24 protein-coding genes and 1 tRNA gene are annotated in these 20,992 nt (G+C 57.7%); 12 read left to right on the top strand and 13 right to left on the bottom strand.

Annotation, left to right across the window (positions count from 1 at the left end):
• Positions 1 to 326: 326 nt before the first annotated feature.
• Positions 327 to 1,085: a M23 family metallopeptidase gene (locus tag SIB73_RS09575; protein ID WP_413405600.1), complete on the top strand. Its 759-nt coding sequence runs from the start codon at positions 327 to 329 to the stop codon at positions 1,083 to 1,085.
• A 142-nt stretch (positions 1,086 to 1,227) separates the two neighbouring features.
• Here the strand turns inward: SIB73_RS09575 and atpC are convergent, their stop codons facing one another.
• Together atpC and atpD are read right to left on the bottom strand one after the other, a co-directional pair.
• A complete protein-coding gene (atpC, locus tag SIB73_RS09570) occupies positions 1,228 to 1,638 on the bottom strand; it encodes an ATP synthase F1 subunit epsilon (protein ID WP_413405602.1) in 411 nt (136 codons plus the stop codon).
• Positions 1,639 to 1,714: 76 nt separating this feature from the next.
• Positions 1,715 to 3,178 (bottom strand): F0F1 ATP synthase subunit beta, encoded by a 1,464-nt coding sequence (atpD, locus tag SIB73_RS09565; protein WP_413323568.1) that lies wholly within the window; start codon positions 3,176 to 3,178, stop codon positions 1,715 to 1,717.
• A gap of 218 nt (positions 3,179 to 3,396) precedes the next feature.
• Between atpD and groES the strand changes: the two genes are divergently transcribed.
• Together groES and groL are read left to right on the top strand one after the other, a co-directional pair.
• On the top strand, positions 3,397 to 3,708 hold the full coding sequence (groES, locus tag SIB73_RS09560) for a co-chaperone GroES (RefSeq protein ID WP_066911278.1): 312 nt from the start codon (positions 3,397 to 3,399) through the stop codon (positions 3,706 to 3,708).
• A gap of 75 nt (positions 3,709 to 3,783) precedes the next feature.
• Positions 3,784 to 5,418, top strand: coding sequence for a chaperonin GroEL (gene groL / locus SIB73_RS09555; protein ID WP_413405604.1), 1,635 nt, complete (start codon positions 3,784 to 3,786; stop codon positions 5,416 to 5,418).
• A 376-nt stretch (positions 5,419 to 5,794) separates the two neighbouring features.
• On the opposite strand, the gene secG is transcribed toward groL, so the two are convergent.
• Both secG and gpmI read right to left on the bottom strand, forming a co-directional pair.
• The gene (secG, locus tag SIB73_RS09550; RefSeq protein WP_413405606.1) at positions 5,795 to 6,025 is read right to left on the bottom strand and encodes a preprotein translocase subunit SecG; all 231 of its coding nucleotides are present in this window, start codon (positions 6,023 to 6,025) and stop codon (positions 5,795 to 5,797) included.
• A 24-nt stretch (positions 6,026 to 6,049) separates the two neighbouring features.
• A complete protein-coding gene (gene gpmI / locus SIB73_RS09545) occupies positions 6,050 to 7,681 on the bottom strand; it encodes a 2,3-bisphosphoglycerate-independent phosphoglycerate mutase (protein ID WP_413405608.1) in 1,632 nt (543 codons plus the stop codon).
• 149 nt (positions 7,682 to 7,830) lie between these two features.
• Here gpmI and pyrR point away from each other — a divergent pair, with 149 nt between their 5' ends.
• Positions 7,831 to 8,391: a bifunctional pyr operon transcriptional regulator/uracil phosphoribosyltransferase PyrR gene (gene pyrR / locus SIB73_RS09540; protein ID WP_413405610.1), complete on the top strand. Its 561-nt coding sequence runs from the start codon at positions 7,831 to 7,833 to the stop codon at positions 8,389 to 8,391.
• A gap of 236 nt (positions 8,392 to 8,627) precedes the next feature.
• Here pyrR and SIB73_RS09535 read toward each other — a convergent pair whose 3' ends face one another.
• Together SIB73_RS09535 and SIB73_RS09530 are read right to left on the bottom strand one after the other, a co-directional pair.
• Positions 8,628 to 9,473, bottom strand: coding sequence for a hypothetical protein (locus tag SIB73_RS09535; RefSeq protein WP_413405611.1), 846 nt, complete (start codon positions 9,471 to 9,473; stop codon positions 8,628 to 8,630).
• A 74-nt stretch (positions 9,474 to 9,547) separates the two neighbouring features.
• On the bottom strand, positions 9,548 to 11,191 hold the full coding sequence (locus tag SIB73_RS09530) for an Hsp70 family protein (RefSeq protein WP_413406295.1): 1,644 nt from the start codon (positions 11,189 to 11,191) through the stop codon (positions 9,548 to 9,550).
• A 39-nt stretch (positions 11,192 to 11,230) separates the two neighbouring features.
• Between SIB73_RS09530 and SIB73_RS09525 the strand changes: the two genes are divergently transcribed.
• The 4 genes from SIB73_RS09525 to SIB73_RS09510 all read left to right on the top strand — a co-directional run bounded on the left by SIB73_RS09525 (position 11,231) and on the right by SIB73_RS09510 (position 12,764).
• Complete coding sequence (locus SIB73_RS09525; RefSeq protein ID WP_413405613.1) at positions 11,231 to 11,515, top strand: hypothetical protein; 285 nt, start codon at positions 11,231 to 11,233, stop codon at positions 11,513 to 11,515.
• A gap of 25 nt (positions 11,516 to 11,540) precedes the next feature.
• Positions 11,541 to 11,768 carry a DNA-directed RNA polymerase subunit omega gene (locus SIB73_RS09520; RefSeq protein WP_067095871.1) on the top strand — a complete coding sequence of 76 codons (228 nt, stop codon included), beginning with the start codon at positions 11,541 to 11,543 and terminating at the stop codon, positions 11,766 to 11,768.
• Complete coding sequence (locus tag SIB73_RS09515; protein WP_413405615.1) at positions 11,765 to 12,154, top strand: DUF1818 family protein; 390 nt, start codon at positions 11,765 to 11,767, stop codon at positions 12,152 to 12,154. The genes SIB73_RS09520 and SIB73_RS09515 overlap by 4 nt, the downstream gene beginning before the upstream one ends.
• Before the next feature lie 358 nt (positions 12,155 to 12,512).
• Entirely contained in the window at positions 12,513 to 12,764 is a 252-nt protein-coding gene (locus SIB73_RS09510; RefSeq protein ID WP_413439586.1) for a DUF2811 domain-containing protein, read from the top strand.
• Here the strand turns inward: SIB73_RS09510 and SIB73_RS09505 are convergent.
• The 6 genes from SIB73_RS09505 to SIB73_RS09480 form a co-directional block, all read right to left on the bottom strand.
• Positions 12,716 to 13,489 (bottom strand): hypothetical protein, encoded by a 774-nt coding sequence (locus SIB73_RS09505; protein WP_413405619.1) that lies wholly within the window; start codon positions 13,487 to 13,489, stop codon positions 12,716 to 12,718. The genes SIB73_RS09510 and SIB73_RS09505 overlap by 49 nt on opposite strands.
• Entirely contained in the window at positions 13,473 to 13,919 is a 447-nt protein-coding gene (locus SIB73_RS09500; protein WP_413405621.1) for an EVE domain-containing protein, read from the bottom strand. Before SIB73_RS09500 ends, SIB73_RS09505 begins: the two co-directional genes overlap by 17 nt.
• A 39-nt stretch (positions 13,920 to 13,958) precedes the next feature.
• Positions 13,959 to 15,347 carry a UDP-N-acetylmuramoyl-L-alanine--D-glutamate ligase gene (gene murD, locus SIB73_RS09495; RefSeq protein WP_413405623.1) on the bottom strand — a complete coding sequence of 463 codons (1,389 nt, stop codon included), beginning with the start codon at positions 15,345 to 15,347 and terminating at the stop codon, positions 13,959 to 13,961.
• 28 nt (positions 15,348 to 15,375) lie between these two features.
• Positions 15,376 to 15,447, bottom strand: a tRNA-Val gene (locus tag SIB73_RS09490).
• Between the two features lie 68 nt (positions 15,448 to 15,515).
• Positions 15,516 to 16,295 (bottom strand): photosystem II S4 domain protein, encoded by a 780-nt coding sequence (locus tag SIB73_RS09485; protein ID WP_413405625.1) that lies wholly within the window; start codon positions 16,293 to 16,295, stop codon positions 15,516 to 15,518.
• Positions 16,292 to 16,822, bottom strand: coding sequence for a hypothetical protein (locus SIB73_RS09480; RefSeq protein ID WP_413405627.1), 531 nt, complete (start codon positions 16,820 to 16,822; stop codon positions 16,292 to 16,294). The genes SIB73_RS09485 and SIB73_RS09480 overlap by 4 nt, the downstream gene beginning before the upstream one ends.
• A 145-nt stretch (positions 16,823 to 16,967) precedes the next feature.
• Here SIB73_RS09480 and serA point away from each other — a divergent pair, with 145 nt between their 5' ends.
• From serA to SIB73_RS09460, 4 genes are all read left to right on the top strand, one after another.
• Positions 16,968 to 18,554, top strand: coding sequence for a phosphoglycerate dehydrogenase (serA, locus tag SIB73_RS09475; protein WP_413405628.1), 1,587 nt, complete (start codon positions 16,968 to 16,970; stop codon positions 18,552 to 18,554).
• Positions 18,554 to 19,438 (top strand): 50S ribosomal protein L11 methyltransferase, encoded by an 885-nt coding sequence (gene prmA, locus SIB73_RS09470; RefSeq protein ID WP_413405630.1) that lies wholly within the window; start codon positions 18,554 to 18,556, stop codon positions 19,436 to 19,438. Before serA ends, prmA begins: the two co-directional genes overlap by 1 nt.
• Before the next feature lie 150 nt (positions 19,439 to 19,588).
• A complete protein-coding gene (locus tag SIB73_RS09465; RefSeq protein ID WP_115019479.1) occupies positions 19,589 to 19,888 on the top strand; it encodes a ferredoxin in 300 nt (99 codons plus the stop codon).
• 104 nt (positions 19,889 to 19,992) lie between these two features.
• Positions 19,993 to 20,379 (top strand): hypothetical protein, encoded by a 387-nt coding sequence (locus tag SIB73_RS09460; protein WP_413405632.1) that lies wholly within the window; start codon positions 19,993 to 19,995, stop codon positions 20,377 to 20,379.
• Between the two features lie 67 nt (positions 20,380 to 20,446).
• Here SIB73_RS09460 and psbV read toward each other — a convergent pair whose 3' ends face one another.
• On the bottom strand, positions 20,447 to 20,959 hold the full coding sequence (gene psbV / locus SIB73_RS09455) for a photosystem II cytochrome c-550 (protein ID WP_413405634.1): 513 nt from the start codon (positions 20,957 to 20,959) through the stop codon (positions 20,447 to 20,449).
• Positions 20,960 to 20,992 lie beyond the last annotated feature (33 nt).

Genomic DNA, 20,992 nt, shown 5'->3' with positions numbered 1-20,992 from the left:
ACTTTTTCAAGCAGGCTTCAATGGCCTGCTTTTTTAATGTTGAAGCAGCAGTTTTACAAGCGTTCCGAAAAAGTTTTGTCTGCATGAATCATGTTGTGAGAATGCCTGTTTGAATTGCATTAATGATGCGCTCAAATACTTTTAACTATGCTTTTGAACAGTTTGCGGTGGCAGATCGGCCTCTTGCGGGCAGTGCTTTGCGCGCAGGCGAATGCACGATGATTTTTATTCATTGCGGAGCGTAATATTGATCACCAGCGGCAGGCAGTACGGCTGCCTGCGCTTCGAAATAGTCTGTTACAATCTTGACAAAGATTTGTGATCGGTTGATTTCATTCGCCTCCTCTTTGACTCTCGGTCTGTCTTCTGCGGCTTTGTTGACGTCGCCAGGCGTGGAAGTTTTGAATGTTTTTGGTCAGGACAAATTCAAGAATCAGGGGAAGTCAGTCTTTTATTTGAAAACCGAAAAGAAGAGTCTTCCTGATTCTGGCCAATCATTGAACGACCGCTCGGCGATCGCGCTTTTCGAGCAATACTGTCTGCGTGCTTCTTCAGTGCTTGCTGTTGATTCCTCCGAGGCTTACTCAGGCGAGGTGTCTCTCGCTCCCTCTCATGCATCGTCTTATTCGCCTTCTCGGCTCTGTTCATTTGCTTCCTTCGCCGACTATCTGAGCGAGTTGTCGGCCAAGGCTTATTCCTTGCCTGCATCAGGCGTTTTCACTTCGGGTTTTGGACCACGCTGGTCACGGCACCATTCAGGTATTGATATCGCGAATCACATCGGAACAGCCATTCGTGCTTCACGGTCCGGCCGTGTGGTTTTCTCAGGATTTTTAGGTGCCTATGGGTTGATGATTGAAATTGAACATCCTGATGGCTACAGAACGCGTTATGCGCATTGCAACGAGAGTTTTGTTCAGGTTGGTGACATCGTCGGGAAAAGTGATCTGATTGCGAGGATGGGTAATACAGGTCGCAGCACTGGACCGCATCTTCACTTCGAGATCAGAACCCCCAAAAATGTTGCTCTTGATCCTGCTTCGTACCTGCAGGGACTTGTAATTAATGAGGAAATTGGGGTTTAGTGGTGCATTGAGCCAGTGGTCAATTGCGGTTGAGTTGGCTCAAAAAATAATGATAGCTATCTGGCCACTCCGTAAACCACTGATAAATTTGTCGAGGCATTGCCTCTAATTGTGCTGATAACTTTTTTCTCCCAGAAGTGAATTAATTCTGGTTGATGGCTGCCTGCGCACGAGCTCTTGCTCGATCAAGGCTTTGCTGGGCTTTCACTTTCTCGGGTGAGGTCGGCTGACCTTCCAGTTTGCTCAAGGCTGCGCGTGCAGCCTGCAGTTCTGTTTCAGCAGAACTGCCATCGATCGAGCTACCCATCTCAGCGGAGTTCACCAACACCGTGACGTCGTCAGCTTCCACTTCAGCGAACCCACCCATCAGTGCGATGGATTTCCAGCTTCCGTCCGCACGAACACGAAGTACGCCGACATCAAGTGCCGCCAGAAGTGAAACGTGACCTGGAAGGATGCCCAGCTGTCCGGTGGTGCTTGGGAGGATCACCTCATCAGCAGAACCATCGAACACGCTCTGGTCTGGTGCCAGCACGCGGAGGGTGAGGGACATGGAGATGGAATGTTTGGGTTAAAAGCGTTGAGTGAAGTGAAAATTCAGGGGCATGAATGCCATGCCCCGATCATGATCACTTGGCTTCTTCGGCCATCTTTGCGGCCTTGGCCTTGACCTCATCGATGTTGCCAACGAGATAGAAAGCCTGTTCTGGGAGGTGATCCAGCTCGCCGGCGAGAATCTGATTGAAACCACTGATGGTTTCCTCGAGTTTCACGTATTTGCCGGACATGCCAGTGAAGATCTCAGCTACAAAGAAAGGCTGAGAGAGGAACTTCTCAATTTTGCGGGCACGATCAACGGTGCGGCGATCATCCTCGGAGAGTTCATCGAGACCGAGGATGGCAATGATGTCCTGCAGTTCCTTGTACCGCTGCAGGGTGGACTGAACGCTGCGAGCAGTGCGGTAATGCTCGTCACCCACAACTGCGGGCTGAAGCATGGTGCTGGTGGAGTCGAGGGGGTCAACCGCTGGATAGATGCCCTTGGATGCAAGGCCACGGTTCAGCACTGTGGTGGCATCGAGGTGAGCGAATGTGGTGGCTGGCGCCGGATCAGTCAGGTCGTCAGCAGGAACATAAACCGCCTGGATCGAGGTGATGGAGCCCTCGAGGGTGGAGGTGATTCGTTCCTGAAGTTCACCGACGTCGGTTCCGAGGGTTGGCTGGTAGCCCACAGCTGATGGCATCCGTCCAAGAAGTGCGGAGACTTCAGAGCCTGCTTGCACAAAACGGAAGATGTTGTCGATGAACAGCAGCACATCCTGCTTGTTCACGTCGCGGAAATGCTCAGCCATCGTCAGAGCTGACAGGCCGACACGCATGCGTGCGCCCGGGGGCTCGTTCATCTGGCCGTAGCAGAGCGCCACTTTCGACTTGGAAAGGTCATCGGCGTTGATCACGCCGGAATCCTTGAATTCCTCGTACAGATCATTGCCTTCACGGGTGCGTTCACCCACACCACCGAATACGGAAACACCACCGTGTTCCTTGGCGATGTTGTTGATCAGTTCCTGAATCAGCACGGTCTTGCCGACACCTGCACCACCGAAGAGGCCAACTTTTCCACCCTGGCGATAAGGAGCCAGGAGATCGATCACCTTGATGCCGGTCTCAAAGACCTTCGGTTTGGTCTCAAGTTCAGTCAGCTTCGGTGCCGAGCGGTGAATCGGAGCTGTCGCATCCGACTTCACGGGACCCTGTTCGTCAACAGGCTCGCCCAGAACATTGAAGATGCGACCCAGTGTTCCTTCGCCGACAGGCACTGAAATCGGTGCGCCTGTGTCGATGGCTTCCATGCCACGGACAAGCCCGTCGGTGGCGCTCATGGCCACGGCACGGACCCTGTGATCACCAAGCAGCTGCTGGACCTCAGCAGTCAGAGCGACCGCCTGGCCGGCGGTGTTGGTGGCTTCAATGCGGAGAGCGTTGAGAATTTTGGGCAGCTTGCCGGCGGGGAATTCCACGTCCAGAACCGGGCCAATCACCTGGCGGACAACGCCCTTGGTACCGGCGGAGGCGGGAGCAGCAGCGGCCATAAGTAAGGGGGTGTGGGAGGGGAGCGTCTAGAGCAATCCCGTCCTGAGCGGGGCAACGATACCACCGTCATGTGAAAGGGGGGTGTGGTTCGGTCACCCGCACGCTTGTCCCGTGGCCGAAGTGCAGAACCCGGACATAGGTTGGCACTCGACGACCTTGAGTGCCAGCTCGAGTCGCATCGGCGCTTCGGCGCACTGTCCCTGCTCTGCAAGAACCCATGGCAGCTGTATCTCTCAGCGTCTCAACTGTTAAGCCCCTCGGCGATCGCGTTTTCGTCAAGGTTTCGGAATCGGAGGAGAAAACTTCCGGCGGCATCCTGCTTCCCGACACAGCCAAGGAAAAGCCCCAGGTGGGTGAAGTCGTTCAGGTTGGCCCCGGCAAGCGCAACGACGACGGTTCACGCCAGTCCCCCGAAGTGGGCGTCGGAGACAAGGTCCTCTACAGCAAGTACGCAGGCACCGACATCAAGCTCGGAAGCGATGAATTCGTGCTCCTGTCTGAGAAGGACATCCTTGCCATCGTCAACTGACCGGCCTCCGGCTGCCCCGCGCCTCTGACAGGCCGGCAGTCATTCACTCAACCCTTCCCATTCATTCCCGCCCCCATGGCAAAACGCATCATCTACAACGAGAACGCACGCCGCGCTCTCGAAAAGGGCATTGACATCCTCGCCGAATCCGTTGCTGTCACCCTTGGCCCCAAGGGTCGCAACGTTGTTCTTGAAAAGAAGTTCGGTGCACCTCAGATCATCAATGACGGCGTCACCATCGCCAAGGAGATCGAACTCGAGGACCACATCGAGAACACCGGCGTTGCTCTGATTCGTCAGGCCGCATCCAAGACCAATGACGCAGCAGGTGACGGCACCACCACAGCCACCGTTCTGGCACATGCCATGGTCAAGGCTGGTCTGCGCAATGTTGCCGCCGGTGCCAACGCCATCACTCTGAAAAAGGGCATTGACAAGGCGTCGGATTTTCTGGTCGACAAGATCAAGGAAAATGCCAAGCCGATTGCTGACAGCAATGCCATCGCCCAGGTGGGCACCATCTCCGCCGGCAACGACGAGGAAGTTGGTCGGATGATCGCCGATGCCATGGACAAGGTCGGCAAGGAAGGCGTGATTTCCCTGGAAGAGGGCAAGTCGATGACCACCGAACTGGAGGTCACTGAGGGTATGCGCTTCGACAAGGGGTACATCTCCCCTTATTTCGCCACTGACACGGAGCGAATGGAAGCCGTCCTCGATGAGCCCTACATCCTGCTCACCGACAAAAAAATCGGTCTCGTGCAGGATCTCGTACCCGTCCTCGAGCAGATTGCCCGCACTGGCAAGCCCCTGCTGATCATCGCTGAGGACATTGAGAAGGAAGCTCTTGCCACTCTGGTGGTGAACCGTCTGCGCGGTGTTTTGAATGTGGCTGCCGTCAAGGCCCCCGGTTTCGGTGACCGCCGCAAGGCCATGCTGGAAGACATGGCTGTGCTGACCAATGGTCAGCTGATCACCGAAGACGCCGGTCTGAAGCTTGAGAACGCCAAGATCGAGATGCTGGGCACTGCCCGTCGCGTGACCATCAACAAGGACACCACAACTATCGTGGCCGAAGGCAACGACGTGGCCGTGAAAGCCCGTTGCGAGCAGATCCGGAAGCAGATGGATGAAACCGAGTCCACCTACGACAAGGAGAAGCTTCAGGAGCGACTTGCAAAGCTGGCTGGTGGCGTTGCTGTGGTGAAGGTGGGTGCTGCCACTGAAACCGAGATGAAGGACAAGAAGCTTCGCCTTGAGGATGCCATCAATGCGACCAAGGCTGCTGTTGAAGAAGGCATCGTTCCCGGAGGTGGTACCACCCTTGCTCATCTGGCTCCCACGCTTGAGCAGTGGGCCTCATCCAGCCTGGAGGGTGAAGAGCTGATCGGAGCCAACATCGTTGCGGCTGCTCTGACTGCACCGCTGATGCGCATCGCTGAGAACGCAGGTGTCAACGGCGCGGTAGTTGCTGAAAATGTGAAGGCCAAGACCTTCAATGACGGTTACAACGCTGCCAACGGCGACTATGTCGACATGCTGGCTGCCGGCATTGTGGATCCAGCGAAAGTGACCCGTTCCGGTCTGCAGAACGCTGCCTCAATCGCAGGCATGGTGCTGACCACGGAGTGCATCGTTGCTGATCTTCCCGAGAAGAAGGAAGCTGCACCAGCAGGTGGTGGCATGGGTGGTGGCGACTTCGACTACTGAGTCGCGGCTTTCCCTGCATTGTCGCTCAGGCGACCCGTCAAACCCCGCTCTTGCGGGGTTTTTTTGTGCTCGTTGCAGGGCCACTAAGGTCTCTCAACTATTGCCAAGGGCTAACGCCTTGGGTCGAGATCCTGGGGTGTGAGTTGTGTGCTGCTCAGGGCCGGCGGCATTGTGGCTTCTGCTGTAAAAAAAGCACTGATTCAGGCTGCGGCGTCTCTTCGCGGGCATGGTCTGCCATCCTTCGAGAGGGAAGAGGCTGACACTCTGAGGAATGATGTGCCTTAACGCGATGAGGGGGCTTATCCGCGACGCGACGGCTTCCCTGAATGTCCTGAGGGCCTGAGGTCGCTGGACCTGGAAATGTCGGCTCTTTGATTCAGTTCAGCCAGCCGGCACTCAGTATCACAGCCAGTGTGAGAAAGACGGCCAGAGTGGTCCAGGTGATGCGGTTGAGAGTTGCTTCCGCGCTGCTGGCACTTGTAAACGAGGTGCTGCCACTGGCTGCAAGCCCGCCCATGCCATCACCCTTGGGGCTGTGCAGCAGAACGAAGAGAATCAGCAAAAGGCCACTGCTGATCCACATCCAGGAAAGAACGGTGGTGATCATCTGCAGATTTTATGCCCGAGCCGGTCAGACTGGCTGTGGCAGGCGAGCGCTTGAGGGCACAGGGGTCTCGATTGGTTCAATCAGAGTGCTGCCGGTCATGGCCTCGGGTTTCTGAAGGCCAAGCAGTTGCAGAAGAGTCGGTGCGATATCAGCAAGCCCGCCGTTGTCCCGCAGGCGGATAGCGTTGCCCATGCCATGCAGCTTTCTGCGTTCGCCCTCCACAAGAATCAATGGAACCGGATTGGTGGTATGGGCTGTCCAGGCCTGTCCGTCGTCGCCCTGCATCCGCTCGGCGTTGCCATGGTCTGCGGTGATGATCATCGTTCCGCCCATGCGTCCCACAGCATCTAGAAGCCTTCCGATGCAATGGTCAACGGTTTCGATCGCCTCAGTGGCAGCCTCCATCACGCCGGTATGCCCAACCATGTCGGGGTTGGCGTAGTTGATCACCACCAGGGAGTAGATCCCTTTCTCGATGGCTTCAATGCAGCTCACAGTGAGAGTGTCGGCATTCATGGCCGGGGCCTGGTCGTAAGTGGCCACGCGTGGGGAAGGCACGAGGTGTCGATCTTCCCCCTCGAGCGGCTGCTCAACGCCACCGTTCATGAAATACGTGACGTGGGGATACTTTTCGGTTTCAGCTGTTCTGTACTGGCGCAGTCCTCTTGAGGCCACCACCTGACCCAGCAGGTCATCCAGGGATTCGGGTGGGAAGGCCACTTCCACCGGCAGGCCGGCCTCATACTGCGTGAAGGTGACCACGTCCAGCTGAGGTTGATGGGGGCGTTCGAAATCGGAAAAGTCCGCTCGGGCCAGACACTGAATGATCTGGCGAGCCCGATCGGGTCTGAAGTTGAACATCAGCAAGGCATCGCCATCGTTCAGATAGGTCGGTCGCAGACGTGTCGGTTCCACGAACTCGTCGGTGATACCGCTGTCGTAACTGGCCTGTAGCGCTTCAGCTGCTGACAGAGAGCTCAACGCAACGTCAGGAGAGGTCAGCAGCTCATGGGAGCGGGCTGTGCGCTCCCAGCGCCTATCTCGGTCCATGGCCCAGTAACGACCGCACAGGCTGGCGATTTCACCCACTCCACTGACCTGAATCGCTTTCTCAATCTGTTTCAGATATGTCGGAGCACTTTGGGTCGGTGTATCACGTCCATCGGTGATCGCGTGGATCGCAACGTGTTTCAGACCTTCGTCGGCCGCCCAGTGCAGCAGACCGCACAGATGGTCCACATGGCTGTGCACGCCGCCATCCGAACAGAGCCCAAGTAAGTGAAGCGTGCCGTTGCTCGCTCGAAGCCGTTCAGCCAGTTCACGGAGCTTCGGAACGTCTCTGAGCTGGTTGGCGCGCACCGTGTCGCCGATGCGCACGAGTTCCTGCCGAATGATTCTGCCAGCACCGATGGTGAGATGCCCCACCTCGGAATTGCCCATCTGTCCATCGGGCAATCCCACATAGGAACCGCTCGCCTGAATCAATGTCTGGGGATAGGCGTGTCGAAGAGCGTCAATGACGGGGGTGCGTGCTGCTTGGATGGCGTTGTGATCTGCTTCTGTGCGCTCGCCCCAGCCATCCAGGATCGCAAGGACAACAGGAGCGATGGATCGCTCCTTGCCTGGTCGTCCCGCATGGCGATCAACAACGTTCACTCAGCCCTATCCGTTCTTAAGGTCTTCTCTAGATTCATAAGTTACCCCCGGATCCGGCCCTTGGTGAACTCTTTGGTTCACCAAGGTCAGCTTTTGCGGATCTCAAGGGTGATATCCGACATACAGTCATCAGTCGCATTAAGTCGGTCATGGTGACGCCTGGGAATGGTGAACGGATCGAGATTCTTTCCGCCGAGGATGTCGGCAGAACTCTTTCGCGGCTGGCCTCCCAGGTTCTTGAATGCGTGGGGGATGTTGAGCAGTTGCTGCTGCTGGGGATACCCACCAGGGGTGTTCAGCTTTCAGCGGTACTGGCACGCTTCCTTCAGGAGCAGAGCGGCAAGGTGATTGCTCAGGGAACACTGGATCCCACCTTTCATCGCGATGATCTCGAGCGGGTTGCCATGAGGCCCGTTCAAGCGACCGAGTTGCCTGTGAGTGTCGAAGGACGCGATGTTCTGCTGGTCGATGATGTGATTTTCACCGGCCGCACCGTGCGTGCAGCTCTCGAGGCGATCCAGGCCTGGGGGCGGCCACGCCGCGTGATGCTGCTGGTGATGGTGGACCGCGGTCATCGGGAGTTGCCGATTCAGCCGGATTTCTGTGGTCGGTCCGTTCCCACCAGGCGGACCGAAACCATCGAGCTCAGACTGCTGGATGTGGATGGTGAGGAGGGTGTTTTTCTGCGGAGTGTTCAGGGGCGGAACTGAATCACCTCCCCGTCCAAAAAGCCTTAAAAGCACACGAAAGCCACAAGTTCAGGCCGGCTTGGGCTGGTGGAACCCCCTCTACATGGCGTCAGTGACCTGATCGCATTTCCTCCGCTGCCCTTCCAGCTGAAGGCTTCACCCGGTGTTGGGCGGGCGATTGTGAACAGCCCCTATCAGCTCTCAAGAACCTCTTCGCCAGTCTGCAATTGCCATTGATTCCATTGGGATTGATCTCGTCACGGTCTCTTCGCCTTGCAGAGGCTCTCCGGTCCTTCCTCAACCAGAACACCGCCTAGATCAGCACACCCTGCGATGAAGGCGCTCCATGGGTCCATGCCGCCTGACAGACGCTCTTCCACAGCAGAATTGAGTTGTTCAGGATCGACGGTGTGGGCCGGCAACGCCCCATGGCTGTGATGTTCCTGACGATCGCGCAGATTCTTGATGGCTTCCTCAACCTGTCTGCGGAGAGGCAGGGAATGGGTCTGCCACCAGGGGTGGTCCAGTTGATTGAGAACGCTCAGTGCTTCCCACCACTGTTGTCGTTGCACTTTGTCCTGCAGTCGTTCGTGATCAACCTTGTTGCGGTTCCAGGTTTCGCGCAGGCTGTCGCTGAGCTGCGTACCGGGTCTCTGGCCTTTTTGTTCCAGTGGACTGAGGGTGACGAGGGCCTGTTCGAGATCTCCCGCCCTGAACTGATCCAGTGCCCGCTCGCGCAGGACCTGGCGCCACTTGAGCAATCTTGAACGATCGCTGCTGCGCTGTTCTTCACTGCCCACATTGGAGTTGACAAGCTGAGCCTGCAGGTTGAGGGCCTGGCTGCTGTCGCCTCGCTCCCAGGCGAGTTCAGCCTGGCGACGACGGCAGACCGCCTGCTCGATGGGCGCCTCCCGGTCCAGCCAACGGAGTGCTGCCAGCTGTTCTCCGTAACGCAGGCAGGACTGAAGATCTCCCCTGGATGCCGCTTCACGCAGTCGACCCGGTAACTGTTGTTCCCACCAGTAGGCAAAAACGCAAAGTCCTGCGACACCACCCAGTGTGGCGATCAGCCAGAACCTCGGGAGATGGCGACGCAGCGCCAAGGGTGGTCAGGAAATCAAGAGCACCCTTTCTATGGATGACATCGCCGATGCACACGGCTTTGTGGACGGCGCGATCACCGCACGGTCCCGAGTGGTCTGCTTTCAAGGCTCTCACCGGTTCGCAGATCCTCTCCCTCCAGGATCAGTTCCGCCTGATCATTGAGGTGGAAACGAAGTTTCAGGCAATCTTCTCCAGGCTGTCCCGGGGGATCCAAAGGGAGCTCACAGGCGGTGTCAGGCCTCCTGGTTACTTCTTCCCATCCATCGGACTTTTCAATGACCTGAGGCAGGCCATTGACCATCACCACCTCATGTCTTGTCTCCCCTCTCGACTCGCCGAGCACCAGCTCGAGCGACTGCTGGTCATGACCGCTGGCGCTCAGGATCAGTTCAAGCGGTTTGCTGGAGGGCCAGGGTTGTCCGGGGAGAAACAGCGGATGCCAGTGGTGGGTGTTGCTGCGCTGGTTCCAGCAGCGCAGTGAGATTCCGCGCTGCAGCAGATCCTGCATGCGAACGCCGGGAGTGAGGCTCAGGGCACCGCAGGCCACTGCCTCCATCGGAGGTGGTGTCAGCAGTGGTGTGGGTGAAAGTTTTTCGGTCAGCCAGTCGCGCAGCTGGGGCAGATGGGCCCCTCCTCCGACCACCACCACCGCGTCAAGTTCCTCGGCCGGGCAGCCGTTGAGTTCCGCATCGCGCAACGTTTTGCTGAGAAGTCCATCAAGAGCGTCAAAGAATCCTCGCTCCAGCAACAGTCGGCTGAATCTGTGTCGATTCATCGAAAGCTTGAGTGGTGCCGCGAGATCCTGACCATTCGCTGTTTCCAGGAGGTTCTCCCGTTGCGGGATCTCGGGATCGCTGAGGCGGCATTTCAGACGTTCCGCCGCATTCAGAAGAGTCATCAGCCCATCACCTTCCTCAGGCAGGCCCTCTGGACAGAGTTCGTCAAGAATCCAGCGATCGAGATCCCTTCCGCCCAGGTTGATGCCCGCTTTCCCGAGAACCTTGGCCTGACGCACCGCCTGGCGGCTGTTGGTGAGGTTCTGGCCGCGGAAGCGAAGCAGCTGGGCCACCGGAGCAGCACGACCCTCACCGCCTTCAAGGGCCACCAGGGACAGATCCAGAGTGCCTCCACCGAGGTCGACCACAAGGAGCTTGGAACCCGCTTCCAGCCCAGCTCCAAGGGCGGCTGCCGTCGGTTCATCGACCATGGCGATCTCTGCGACTTGCATTGGCTCGCAGGCTTTGAGAAGCCAGTCGCGGTAGCCGGAGCCCTGATCCACTGGGGCTGTCAGCACGAGTCGCTCGATCAAAAGACCAGGTGGCATCCGCTTCCAGATTTCAGTCAGAAGCCGCGCCCCTGCCTGCTCCGGGCTGAGCCGTCTCTCAGCACTGTGTGGATCTGATGCGATACCGATCCAGCGTTTGAAGTCACGATGCAGCTGCGGAGCATCCCTTTCGTGCAAGCCGTTCTCAAGCACTTCAAACCCCACCAGTGCTGGCCCCGAGAACGCATCCTCAACCCAGAGGAGCGAGGGAATGGCTCCTGTCTCACGGGTGATTGCATCCAGATCGAGCAGATCCACCTCTGACCGCTGAGCAGACTGGAATGCGACCACCGTGGTGGTGCTTCCCAGATCGATCGCCAGGGTGCCGACGTTGTGAGAAGCGTCGGAAAGATGAAGGTTTTGTTCGGCAGCGAGGGGCTGAACCACCGCTATGGGCAGGTTGTAGTCAGGTCGAGGCTACGGGGAGCAACGATGGATCGCTTAAGAAGGCTTGTCTTTTCCTTCTACAGGGAAGATCCGCAGATCGAGGCAGAGCTGGAACCACTGCGTGACTGCAGGATGTCGCGGAGCTGGGGAAGCATTCGCATCGAGTGTGTGGATGCGCAGCATCTCGAGGAGGTCAGTGGACTTCTGAGTCATTTGCGCAGACCGCTGGTGGCCATGGGGCTTGGGCGTCAGATCGTGCTGAGGGTTCCAGGGCGTCCTCAACGCAGCTACCCCATGCATGTTCCTTTTCACAGTGATCTGCTCACTTAGTATTGGGGATCAATGAATATTGGGCATGCTTTCTGCCGGAGTTGATCACCAGGATCTTGCCAAGCGTGGTGAAAGCCTGATTCGTCAGTCCAGCAATCGCTACCTGACCACTGTTCGGATCGCTTTCCGTGCCAAACAGCGTCGTTTCGACGATTTTGATGGTCTGCTTGAGGAATCCAGTGTCAAGCCGGTTCAGCGCGCCATCGTTGAACTGAGCGACGAGCAGGATCAGCCCGATCTTCTTCCTGGATGATTCAACGGGAGGGCCCGGGTTGGAGATTGTCCAGGGATCCTTCCCGCCCTCTGTTCTCAGTTCTGATTGGTGGTGAGCACTGGGCTCTGGAACTCAAGGAGAGTGAAGCCTGCGAGCTGGCTTCACTGATCGCCGTTCTGACGGATCAGCATCAATCCATTTGTGATCAGCTCATGGCGGAGGAATCCATCACCGTCGAGCTGGAACGTGGCAGCTGGTGGGCCTGCCTTGAAGGAGATCGATCGCGGTGGTCGCTTCGTGGCATCTGCAGCGGTGACGGTGAAAGGGCTCGAGGCCTGGAGGTCTACTGGCCAGAGCCAGCTGCGCAGGCCATCGCCGAGGCGATGAGAACGCTGTGGGACAGCAGCAATGATCAGAGCAGCTAATCAATGACTCTCCATTGATTTTCCCCCAGTGTTCCCCACGGTGACGGTGATGTTTTCCACAGGGTGCAGGGCGTTTTGTCAGGCATGGCCGGTTTCTGTGGAAAATCCCATTCCCGGGCGTGGTTTTGGTTGACGACTCGCATTTGTGACTCTTTAGTGACCTCTTGAGCAGATCCGTTTCTGGAAACGGTTCTGGTGGCTGAAGTCTCACCGGGAGAGTCATTGGGAATGGCTGTTGAAAGGCTTCTTGACTCAGGCCCGCATCTGTGGAGAACTGGTTGGCATCCGAACCGTTTGAATGCAGTTGGCCGATCAGTTACAGCAGTCACAAGCACCAGCATCAGAGCTTTTGTCCGAGGTGTCTCAGGTTGTTTCTGCGACAGAAGCTGTTCCTGATGAATCAGCAGTGAGCTTTCATTCCGAGCTCCCTCAGCCTCTGCAGCAGGCCATGGTCGCGTTCATTGAGCGCTGCCCGAACTGGGATCAGTACCGTCTTGTTCAGGCCGCGCTGGCTGGCTTCCTGATTCAACACGGAGTCGAGTCGAGAGAAATCACCCGCCTTTATGTAGGCAATATGTTTCGCCGGGAATCACTGACCCAGGGCGTCTGAGTCCGGCAACTTGCCATCAGCAGCAAGGCGCTGAATGGAATACTCAGCAGAAGGCCGAGGAATGCACCCATCAACCCAATCAGGTTGACACCAATCAGCAGGCCAAGCAGGGCTAGAACCTTTAGTCGATTGGTTTGAACCAGTCTTCGACTGTGTTCCATTGCTGCCAGTGGGCGATGCCCGTGATGCACCAGCAGAGGAATCGCCAGGGTTTGACTCAGGGTCCAGAGAATCAGTGCCAGTCCTCCAGCAATCAGGATCACAGCCGAGAAAACTCCGCTTTGCCTGGCCATCAGTGCACCGATGATCTTCAGCGTGTTGAGGCCTCCGATCAGGATCACACTTTCCAGCAATACCAGTGCAGCTGTTTGCCTGAAAATCCACCGCAGCTGCTGACGCCCCTTGGCAGGTTCAATGCTTTGAGCAGTGTGGATTGAGGGAAGATACTGATCGGCCAGATGCAGCAAGGCCACCAGTGGCACAAGAGTGCTGGGGATGGTCGCAACAAAGACCAAGTCGCTGATGGTTGACTGCCACAGGCCCTCAGCCTGCTGAAGATCCCTTGAGATCACACTCAGTCCAGACACTGTGATCAGCATCAAAGCCGTCAGCCCAACAAACCGCCAGGGAGCCTTGCTGAACCCGATCCAGGCTCTTGGAATGATCGTTGTGAGAGGGAGACGCTCCGTCAGCTGAGGTGCCCTTGATTCACTGGATTGAGCCAAGTCGATCGAGCAGGTCCTGGGCGATACGGTCATCCACAGGAAGTATGGAAAGCCGATTACCGCGTCGCACAACGGCCAGTTCATCCGGCTCGTACGACTGACGCAAGTCCTCAAGAGTCAAGATGTTCTTGAATCTGCCTCTGTAGGCCAGACGAACACAGTCCCAGCGCGGTGCCTCCGGCTTGGACGCAGGGTCGTGGTACTTCGATGAAGAATCAAACTGTGTTGGATCCACCAATCCTGTTTCGATCACTTCCATCAGGCCGATGATTCCAGGCGGCTTGCAATTGGAGTGATAGAAGAAAGCCTGATCGCCAACAGCCATCGTGCGCATGAAATTACGCGCCTGATAATTACGAATACCGTCCCACAGAGTTGTCTGCTCCTGCTCAAGATGATGAATCCCATAGACGTCGGGTTCACTTTTCATCAGCCAGTAGGCCACGAGATCTTCAAGATTTTCACCAGCCTAGGTTGATTGATTCGCCGCGATCAGCTCACGGAAGTGATCGCCACGAGCTTCGAAATCGGAATATTGATCAAAGCTGGCGCAAGCCGGTGACAGCAGCAGGCTCGCAGCGCGCTGTTGTCGGGCCAGTTCCAGAGCATTTGGAACAGCCTCATTCAGGCTTCTGTGTGAAATCACGGCACCTGGGTAGGAGGAAGCCTCGATCAGGCCGCGAAGTTCGTCAGCTCCAGCGCCGAACAACACAACAGAGCTGCTTCGTTCCTTCAGCAGCTGCAGCCAGGACTGAGCGTCTCCTTGTTTTGTCTGTCCCCCTGCAAGCAGCACCACCGGATTGGGCACGGACTTCAAACCCACCGCAGCTGCGTCGTAGTTGGTTGCCTTGCTGTCGTTGAAAACCGAAATTCCCTGAACTGTTCCCAGCGATTCGAGTCGATGCGGGACCCCTCCGAAGCAACGTAAAGCCGATTCAATCGCTTCCGGGTCCAAGCCAGCTTCGAGCGCGGCTGCAGTCACCAGAAGCATGTTCTGGCGGTTGTGCTCTCCAGGCATCGCCAGAGCACTGGCGCGGAAGAGTCTTCGCTTTCCTTCGCAGACCCAGCCGTCGTCGCTGACGGTGACGCGTGAGCTTGTGCTGGTTGAGGATTCCCTCCCTGTGCTGACCCAGTTCACCTGGTTCTGTTCCCAGCTGCAGCGAGTTCGGCTGATATCAGGGTCATCGCCATTGAGAATCGCCAGCCGGGAGCGTTCCATCAGTCCACGCTTGATCGCCCTGTAAGCGTCCAGCGATCCATGTCGTTCCAGGTGGTCAGGTGTCAGTGTTGTCCAGATACCGATGCGCGGGGCCACCTCGGTGGCCGCTTCAATCTGATAACTGCTCATCTCCATCACCACCCAGTCCGGTTGAGGGCAGGAGCCATCAAGACATCCCAGGGCCAGCTCCGCAGCGGAATACCCCATATTTCCTGCCATGGGAGCCTCCAACCCGCTGTGGCTGAGCACGTGGTGAAGAAGATGGGTGACGGTGGTCTTTCCATTAGTGCCAGTGATGCCGATCCAAGGCCGTGTCTTCAGGGATTCCCAGGCCAGAGCCATTTCTCCCTTCACGGGAACACCACGCGTTCGCAGCACTTCAAGAGTCGGATGCGTCCAGGAAATTCCAGGACTGATCACCACCTGATCCATGGCATTGAGCCAGGGCTCGAAGCTGGATATCTCCAAGGGCTGTCCGAGTCGGACGTCAATGCCCTGATCTTTCAGTTCCGCTGACTTTCGCTTGCAACTTTCGCGCTCAGACTTTTCGAGAATCACCACGTCTGAACCCTGGGTCTTGAGCAGACGAGCTGCACCGATGCCAGAGCGTCCCAGTCCGATCACGACACTCAGGGACATGCTGTTTGATCTCTGCACATGAGGGAAATGGGCGATACTGGAATCGAACCAGTGACTCCTACCGTGTCAAGGTAGTGCTCTACCTCTGAGCTAATCGCCCACATTCACCCTCAGGGGATCAGCGGTAACGGTTGAACAGCCCAACCGCTCGCGACTCAAGTTAGCAGTTCACCGACGCATCATCTCCACTCTCCAGCGATCGCGTTTCGTCAGTTCGAGGTTCAAGACTTCCACACTGCCCCTGTCCTGAAGCTGAAGGCGGTCGCCGATTTTCAGCTCGCGACTCGCCTGGCGGACCGGATGCCAGTTGAGCCGCAGCCTTCCTTCCCTGATCTGACGAATCACCCTGGAGCGAGACAGTCCGAATCCGGCTGAGGCAATAGCGTCAAGGCGGCAGGAAGCTTCCACGCTGGTCAAACGCTTCGGCAGTCTCTGAGCGGGCCACTGCAAGCCGTCGACGCTCACAGCCTCAACGGTCAACGTCACATCGCGAACTTGGCCGGTCAGGCCATTGAGATGGTTGGCCGCCTCCAGGGTGCAGACGGCCTGGGCTCCACGGTCACCACGAAGCCATAGATCGCCGAGACCATCGGCTGTCACGCCAAGATCAAGCAGTGCCCGGCGCATGTCTTCCGGTTCAGCCCGATCGAACAGGAAATTGCCCTCAAGTCTCAATCCGGAAATTGGCGCTGGCTCGGGTTGCAGCTCCTGATCGCTGTGGCTCAGCTGAAGGCGGCAGCGTTCGGTTCCAGGTCTTCCTCCGTCTCTGACCATGCGCAGTTCTGTCAGTGCCTCCAGACGACGGGAGTTCTCCAGTTCAGGGCCGCTCAGGAAGGGGCTCCAGCTCGGTTGCCTGGTGCGCAGCACCTTCTCCACTAGGTCGATCAGCCGATGCATCGACTCCGGCTCAGTGAGTCCATCCAGAAATGGAGCACGGTGAAGATTCACAGTTCGCTCAGACGAACAACCTGCTGCGGGCGCACTTTCTGAACCAGCTGCCAGGGAACTTCAAGACCCGCCTGGGTTTCCAGCAGCAGCAACCAGAACTGCTCGTTATGCCTGTTGCGCAGAATCCTGACCCCGTCCTCGTTGTCAGATGGAACGCTGGCTGCAGCGGCGAAGCTTCCCATCAAGCCTGATACGAGTCCGAGCAGGCCGCCGATCAGGGCTTCTCCGATATCACCGAAGCGCGCAAAAGTATCAAGGGTGGTGATCTGGGTGAAGGTAACTCCCGCCATGAAGCCGAAGGGCATCAGCCAGCGCGACATGGAACGTTGGCGGCGACTGCGAGCCATGTTCGGATTAAGCAGATCAACACTGTTGAACTGCTCGGCCTCGAGAGCCCCCTCAGTGGTTCCTGATTGTTCAGGGGCCACCAGCACCACGCGCATGAGCGGAGTGCCGGAATCCTGAAGGTCCTGGACCAGAGTCTCGGCGGAGGCGCGTTCTTTGAGCACCAGGACGCAGATGGGCATGGGCGGATCGGTGCGGACTGCCATTCTCCATGGAGGTCCAGGAATGCCGTGGCCCCCCTTGGTGCGGAGGAGGTCAATTTCTCTGCTCAACATTGATGTTCAGGCCGATCTCTAAACTTCCCAATGGCTTTCTATCCGCCGCTGGATGACCAAAGTTCTCGTTTCAGACCCCATTGATCAGGCGGGGATCGACATCCTCGGGCAGGTGGCCCAGGTGGATCAGCGGACCGGCCTGTCTCAGGACGAGCTCAAGTCGATCATCGGTGACTATGACGCCCTGATGATCCGCTCAGGCACTCAGGTTACTGCGGACGTGATCGAGGCCGCTGACCGTCTGCGCATCATCGGCCGGGCTGGAGTGGGTGTTGACAACGTTGATGTTCCTGCCGCAACCCAGCGAGGTGTGTTGGTCGTGAATTCACCCGAAGGCAACACGATCGCAGCTGCCGAGCATGCTCTCGCCTTGTTGTTGTCCCTGTCCCGCCACGTGCCTCAGGCGCACGCATCAATGCGGGCCGGTGCCTGGGATCGCAAGAAATACGTGGGGAACGAGCTTTACAAGAAGATGCTCGGTGTTGTGGGTCTGGGCAAGATCGGCTCACACGTGGCCAAGGTTGCCAAGGCGATGGGCATGGAGGTGATCGCATTCGATCCGTTCATCTCGGCTGACCGGGCGCAGCAGATGCAGGTGCGACTCACGACTCTGGAGGATCTCTTTCATCAGGCTGACTACATCACCCTGCACATTCCAAGGACGCCCGACACCGAGAATCTCGTCAATGCGGAGCTCCTCCGCTCCATGAAATCGACGGCGAGGATCGTGAACTGCGCCAGGGGAGGCATCGTTGATGAGGCTGCCATCGCAGAAGCCATCGACAACGGTGTGATCGCCGGAGCCGGTCTGGATGTCTTCGCTGCTGAACCTCTGGCTGAGGACTCTCCACTGCGTGCGGTCGAGCGCGGGCTGGTCCTGACGCCACACCTCGGAGCCTCCACCGAGGAAGCTCAGGAGAATGTGGCCACCGATGTGGCTGAGCAGATCCGCGATGTCCTGCTTGGACTCCCCGCGCGCAGTGCCGTGAATATTCCAGGTCTCAGCGCCGAGATCATGGAGCGTCTGAAACCGCATCTGCAACTTGCTGAAACCCTCGGCTTGCTGGTGAGTCAGCTCAGCGGTGGCCAGGTCCAGGAGCTGGAGGTGCGCCTTCAGGGAGAGTTCGCCAGTCACCCATCTCAGCCTCTGGTGGTGGCAGCGCTGAAGGGACTGCTCACAAGCGCCCTCGGAGAACGCATCAACTATGTCAATGCCTCACTCGAAGCCAAGGGGCGCGGGATTCATGTGCTGGAGGTCAAGGACGATGCCAGCCGGGACTTCGCCGGAGGATCCCTTCAGCTCACAACCCGCGGCGGTCAGGGGGGACACAGTGTGACCGGTGCGGTGTTTGCAGACGGTGAGCTGCGTGTCACCACCATTGATGAATTCCCTGTGAATGTGCCGCCGAGTCGACACATGCTGTTCACCCGTCACCGGGACATGCCTGGAATCATTGGTCATCTCGGCTCTCTGCTAGGCGAGCACAATGTGAACATCGCCTCGATGCAGGTGGGCCGCAGGATCGTGCGCGGCGATGCCGTGATGGTGCTCAGTATTGATGACCCTATTCCGCCTGCGCTTCTGGCCACCATCAACGGCATCAACGGGATTCAGGAAGCCCATCCCGTCACGTTGTGATGTGGTGGCGTTTGTCTCTTCCAGTTAAGGCTGAGCTGGAGGAGTCGCTTCTCTGGAAGCTCAATGTTCTCGGGCTTCATAGAGTCGCCTTACAGCACGCACCTGATGCGCCTGATCAATGCACGCTCCTGGTCTGGTTGCCTGCCCATGAATGGCCACAGGATCAGCGATCAGCGCTGTTCAGCAGCCTCATGCCCCTCGCGGAGACCTTCGGACTGACTCTGGCTCAGCCGGTGTGGGAGGAACTGGCCGATGAAGACTGGAGTCTCAGCTGGAAACAGCACTGGCAGCCAGACCCAGTTGGTGAAAGGCTGCTGATTCTTCCGGCTTGGCTTGATGTGCCCGAGGAGCAGGCTCACAGGCTTGTTCTCAAGATGGACCCAGGCAGTGCATTCGGAACCGGAAGTCATCCCACAACCAGGCTCTGTCTCGAGGCACTCGAACGGGATCCCCCTCTAGGTCTTCGGGTTGCGGATCTGGGTTGTGGAAGCGGTGTGCTCGGGATTGCCGCACTCGGGCTTGGAGCTCGCCAGGTGCTTTCGGTCGATACCGATTCCCTGGCGGTCACGGCAACGACTGATAATGCGGTTCTGAACGCTTGTTCAGAGAATGAGCTCAGGGTCAGCAAAGGGTCTGTGGCCATGCTGGCGAAGCTGCTTGAGGGGCAGCCCGCTGACCTGCTTCTCTGCAACATCCTGGCCCCGGTGATCGAGGCCCTCGCGCCTCATTTTGAATCGGTTCTTCGCCCTGGTGGGCGGGGGCTCCTCAGTGGCCTGCTGGTCTCACAGGCACCCAGACTCAAGGATGTGCTGGAGAGCCTGGGGTGGGCGGTCAAGCCGATTGCTGACCAGGGTCGATGGGGCCTGCTTGAGATCCGGCGCTAATCTTGATAAGCCAGCCTTATAAATCATTCTGTTTTGATTGGCCTTGCATCGAAACAGGCGCTCAGGCGTATGCCTTGACGTCTGGACCATGTAGAAATGATCGGTCCGGCAAGCTCGTTTGTTACGAGCTTCTGCAAATTCACTCCATCCATGGCTTCTTATAAGGTCACCCTGGTCGCCGAAAGCGAGGGTCTCAACAAGACCATTGAGGTTCCTGACGATCAGTACATTCTCGATGCCGCTGAAGAGCAAGGCATTGACTTGCCTTATTCCTGTCGTGCGGGTGCATGCTCCACCTGTGCCGGCAAGATCACCTCTGGAACCGTTGACCAGTCTGATCAGAGCTTCCTCGACGATGATCAGATCGAGGCCGGATTCGTGCTGACCTGCGTGGCTTACCCCACCTCCGACTGCACCATTAAGACCCATGCCGAAGAGGAGCTCTACTGAGCTCCAGGACCTTTGTTCAGAAGATCTGACAACAGCGTTCTTCGCCACCTCTCCGCAGGGGTGGCTTTTTACTGTCAGTGTGGTGCGACTTGGCTTTTCCGCCGATGACCGCCGTTCCCGCTGCACCCCTGAGACCTGAAGTGGAACGGTTGCTTGAGCATGGATCGGTGCACACCAGTCCTGGAGGCCAGTACAGCTTTCGGGTGATCGGTCCCTGCTGCCGGCTTTATGACCGTGAAGAGCTTCCCTGGCCCTGTTGCAGGCTGGCCTGGCGCAGCAAAGAACCCAGCTGGAGGCGCGTCGGCCGTCGTTTTGTCGCCGATCTTGGATCGCGTCGTTGTCCGTCCTATTCGGTTGAACTGCTCCAACCTGGATCCCGTCCGACAGTCACAGTGCTCACGCTCTTCCCGATGCGTTTCACGGCCGAAATGCAGGAGTGGTGGTACAGCCGTCGCCCCAGATCTCTGGAACCAGGCAATCTTTCACCTTGAAAGCTCTTCCACCGATGAACCAGTGAGATGGATCGATCTGGCTCTGGCCAGATCGATCAGATTGACTTCAGAAATAAATTTTGCCGCCACCCCACTCCTGGCCGAGAACCTTGGGAGCCACGAGGATGTATGCCGACATCAGCTGCAGATCCTCGTCGGTTAGATCACGCATCGCCGGATAGAGATCCCGACTGCGCATGCTGGGGTGAAGATCGGCAATGCTGTATTCCCCGTCATAAGAGGTGGGATCCTGCAGGTAGTCCACCAGAGCGGCGATGTTGTCGCGCGATGGTGTGGCGAGTGCCAGGGTCTCCGGATCCAGTCCAACGTTCTGATTGGTCTTGGTGATGCCGCCGGCATGGCATGTGCCGCAGCTGGTGTTGAAGACTTTGCGACCCGCCTTCACCTGTTGTTCGCTGAAGGTCACCGCGGTGCCTTCAGGGTCGGAAGGCACGGTCAGTGTTTCGGCATCCCACTGGGCAGCCTGAGCGGGGGCGCTGATCCACAGGACAGCCAGCACCGGCAGGACAATCAGCAGTCGACTCAGCGACTGTCGCAGGTTGGAGAGAAGAGGAACCATGAAGGACGCCAGGGACTGATGGATACAGCGCAC

Origin of the sequence: Synechococcus sp. MIT S9509, from assembly GCF_047303035.1 — a bacterium.
Classification (GTDB): Bacteria; Cyanobacteriota; Cyanobacteriia; order PCC-6307; family Cyanobiaceae; genus Synechococcus_C.
This window is presented reverse-complemented; position numbering and strand designations above follow the sequence as displayed.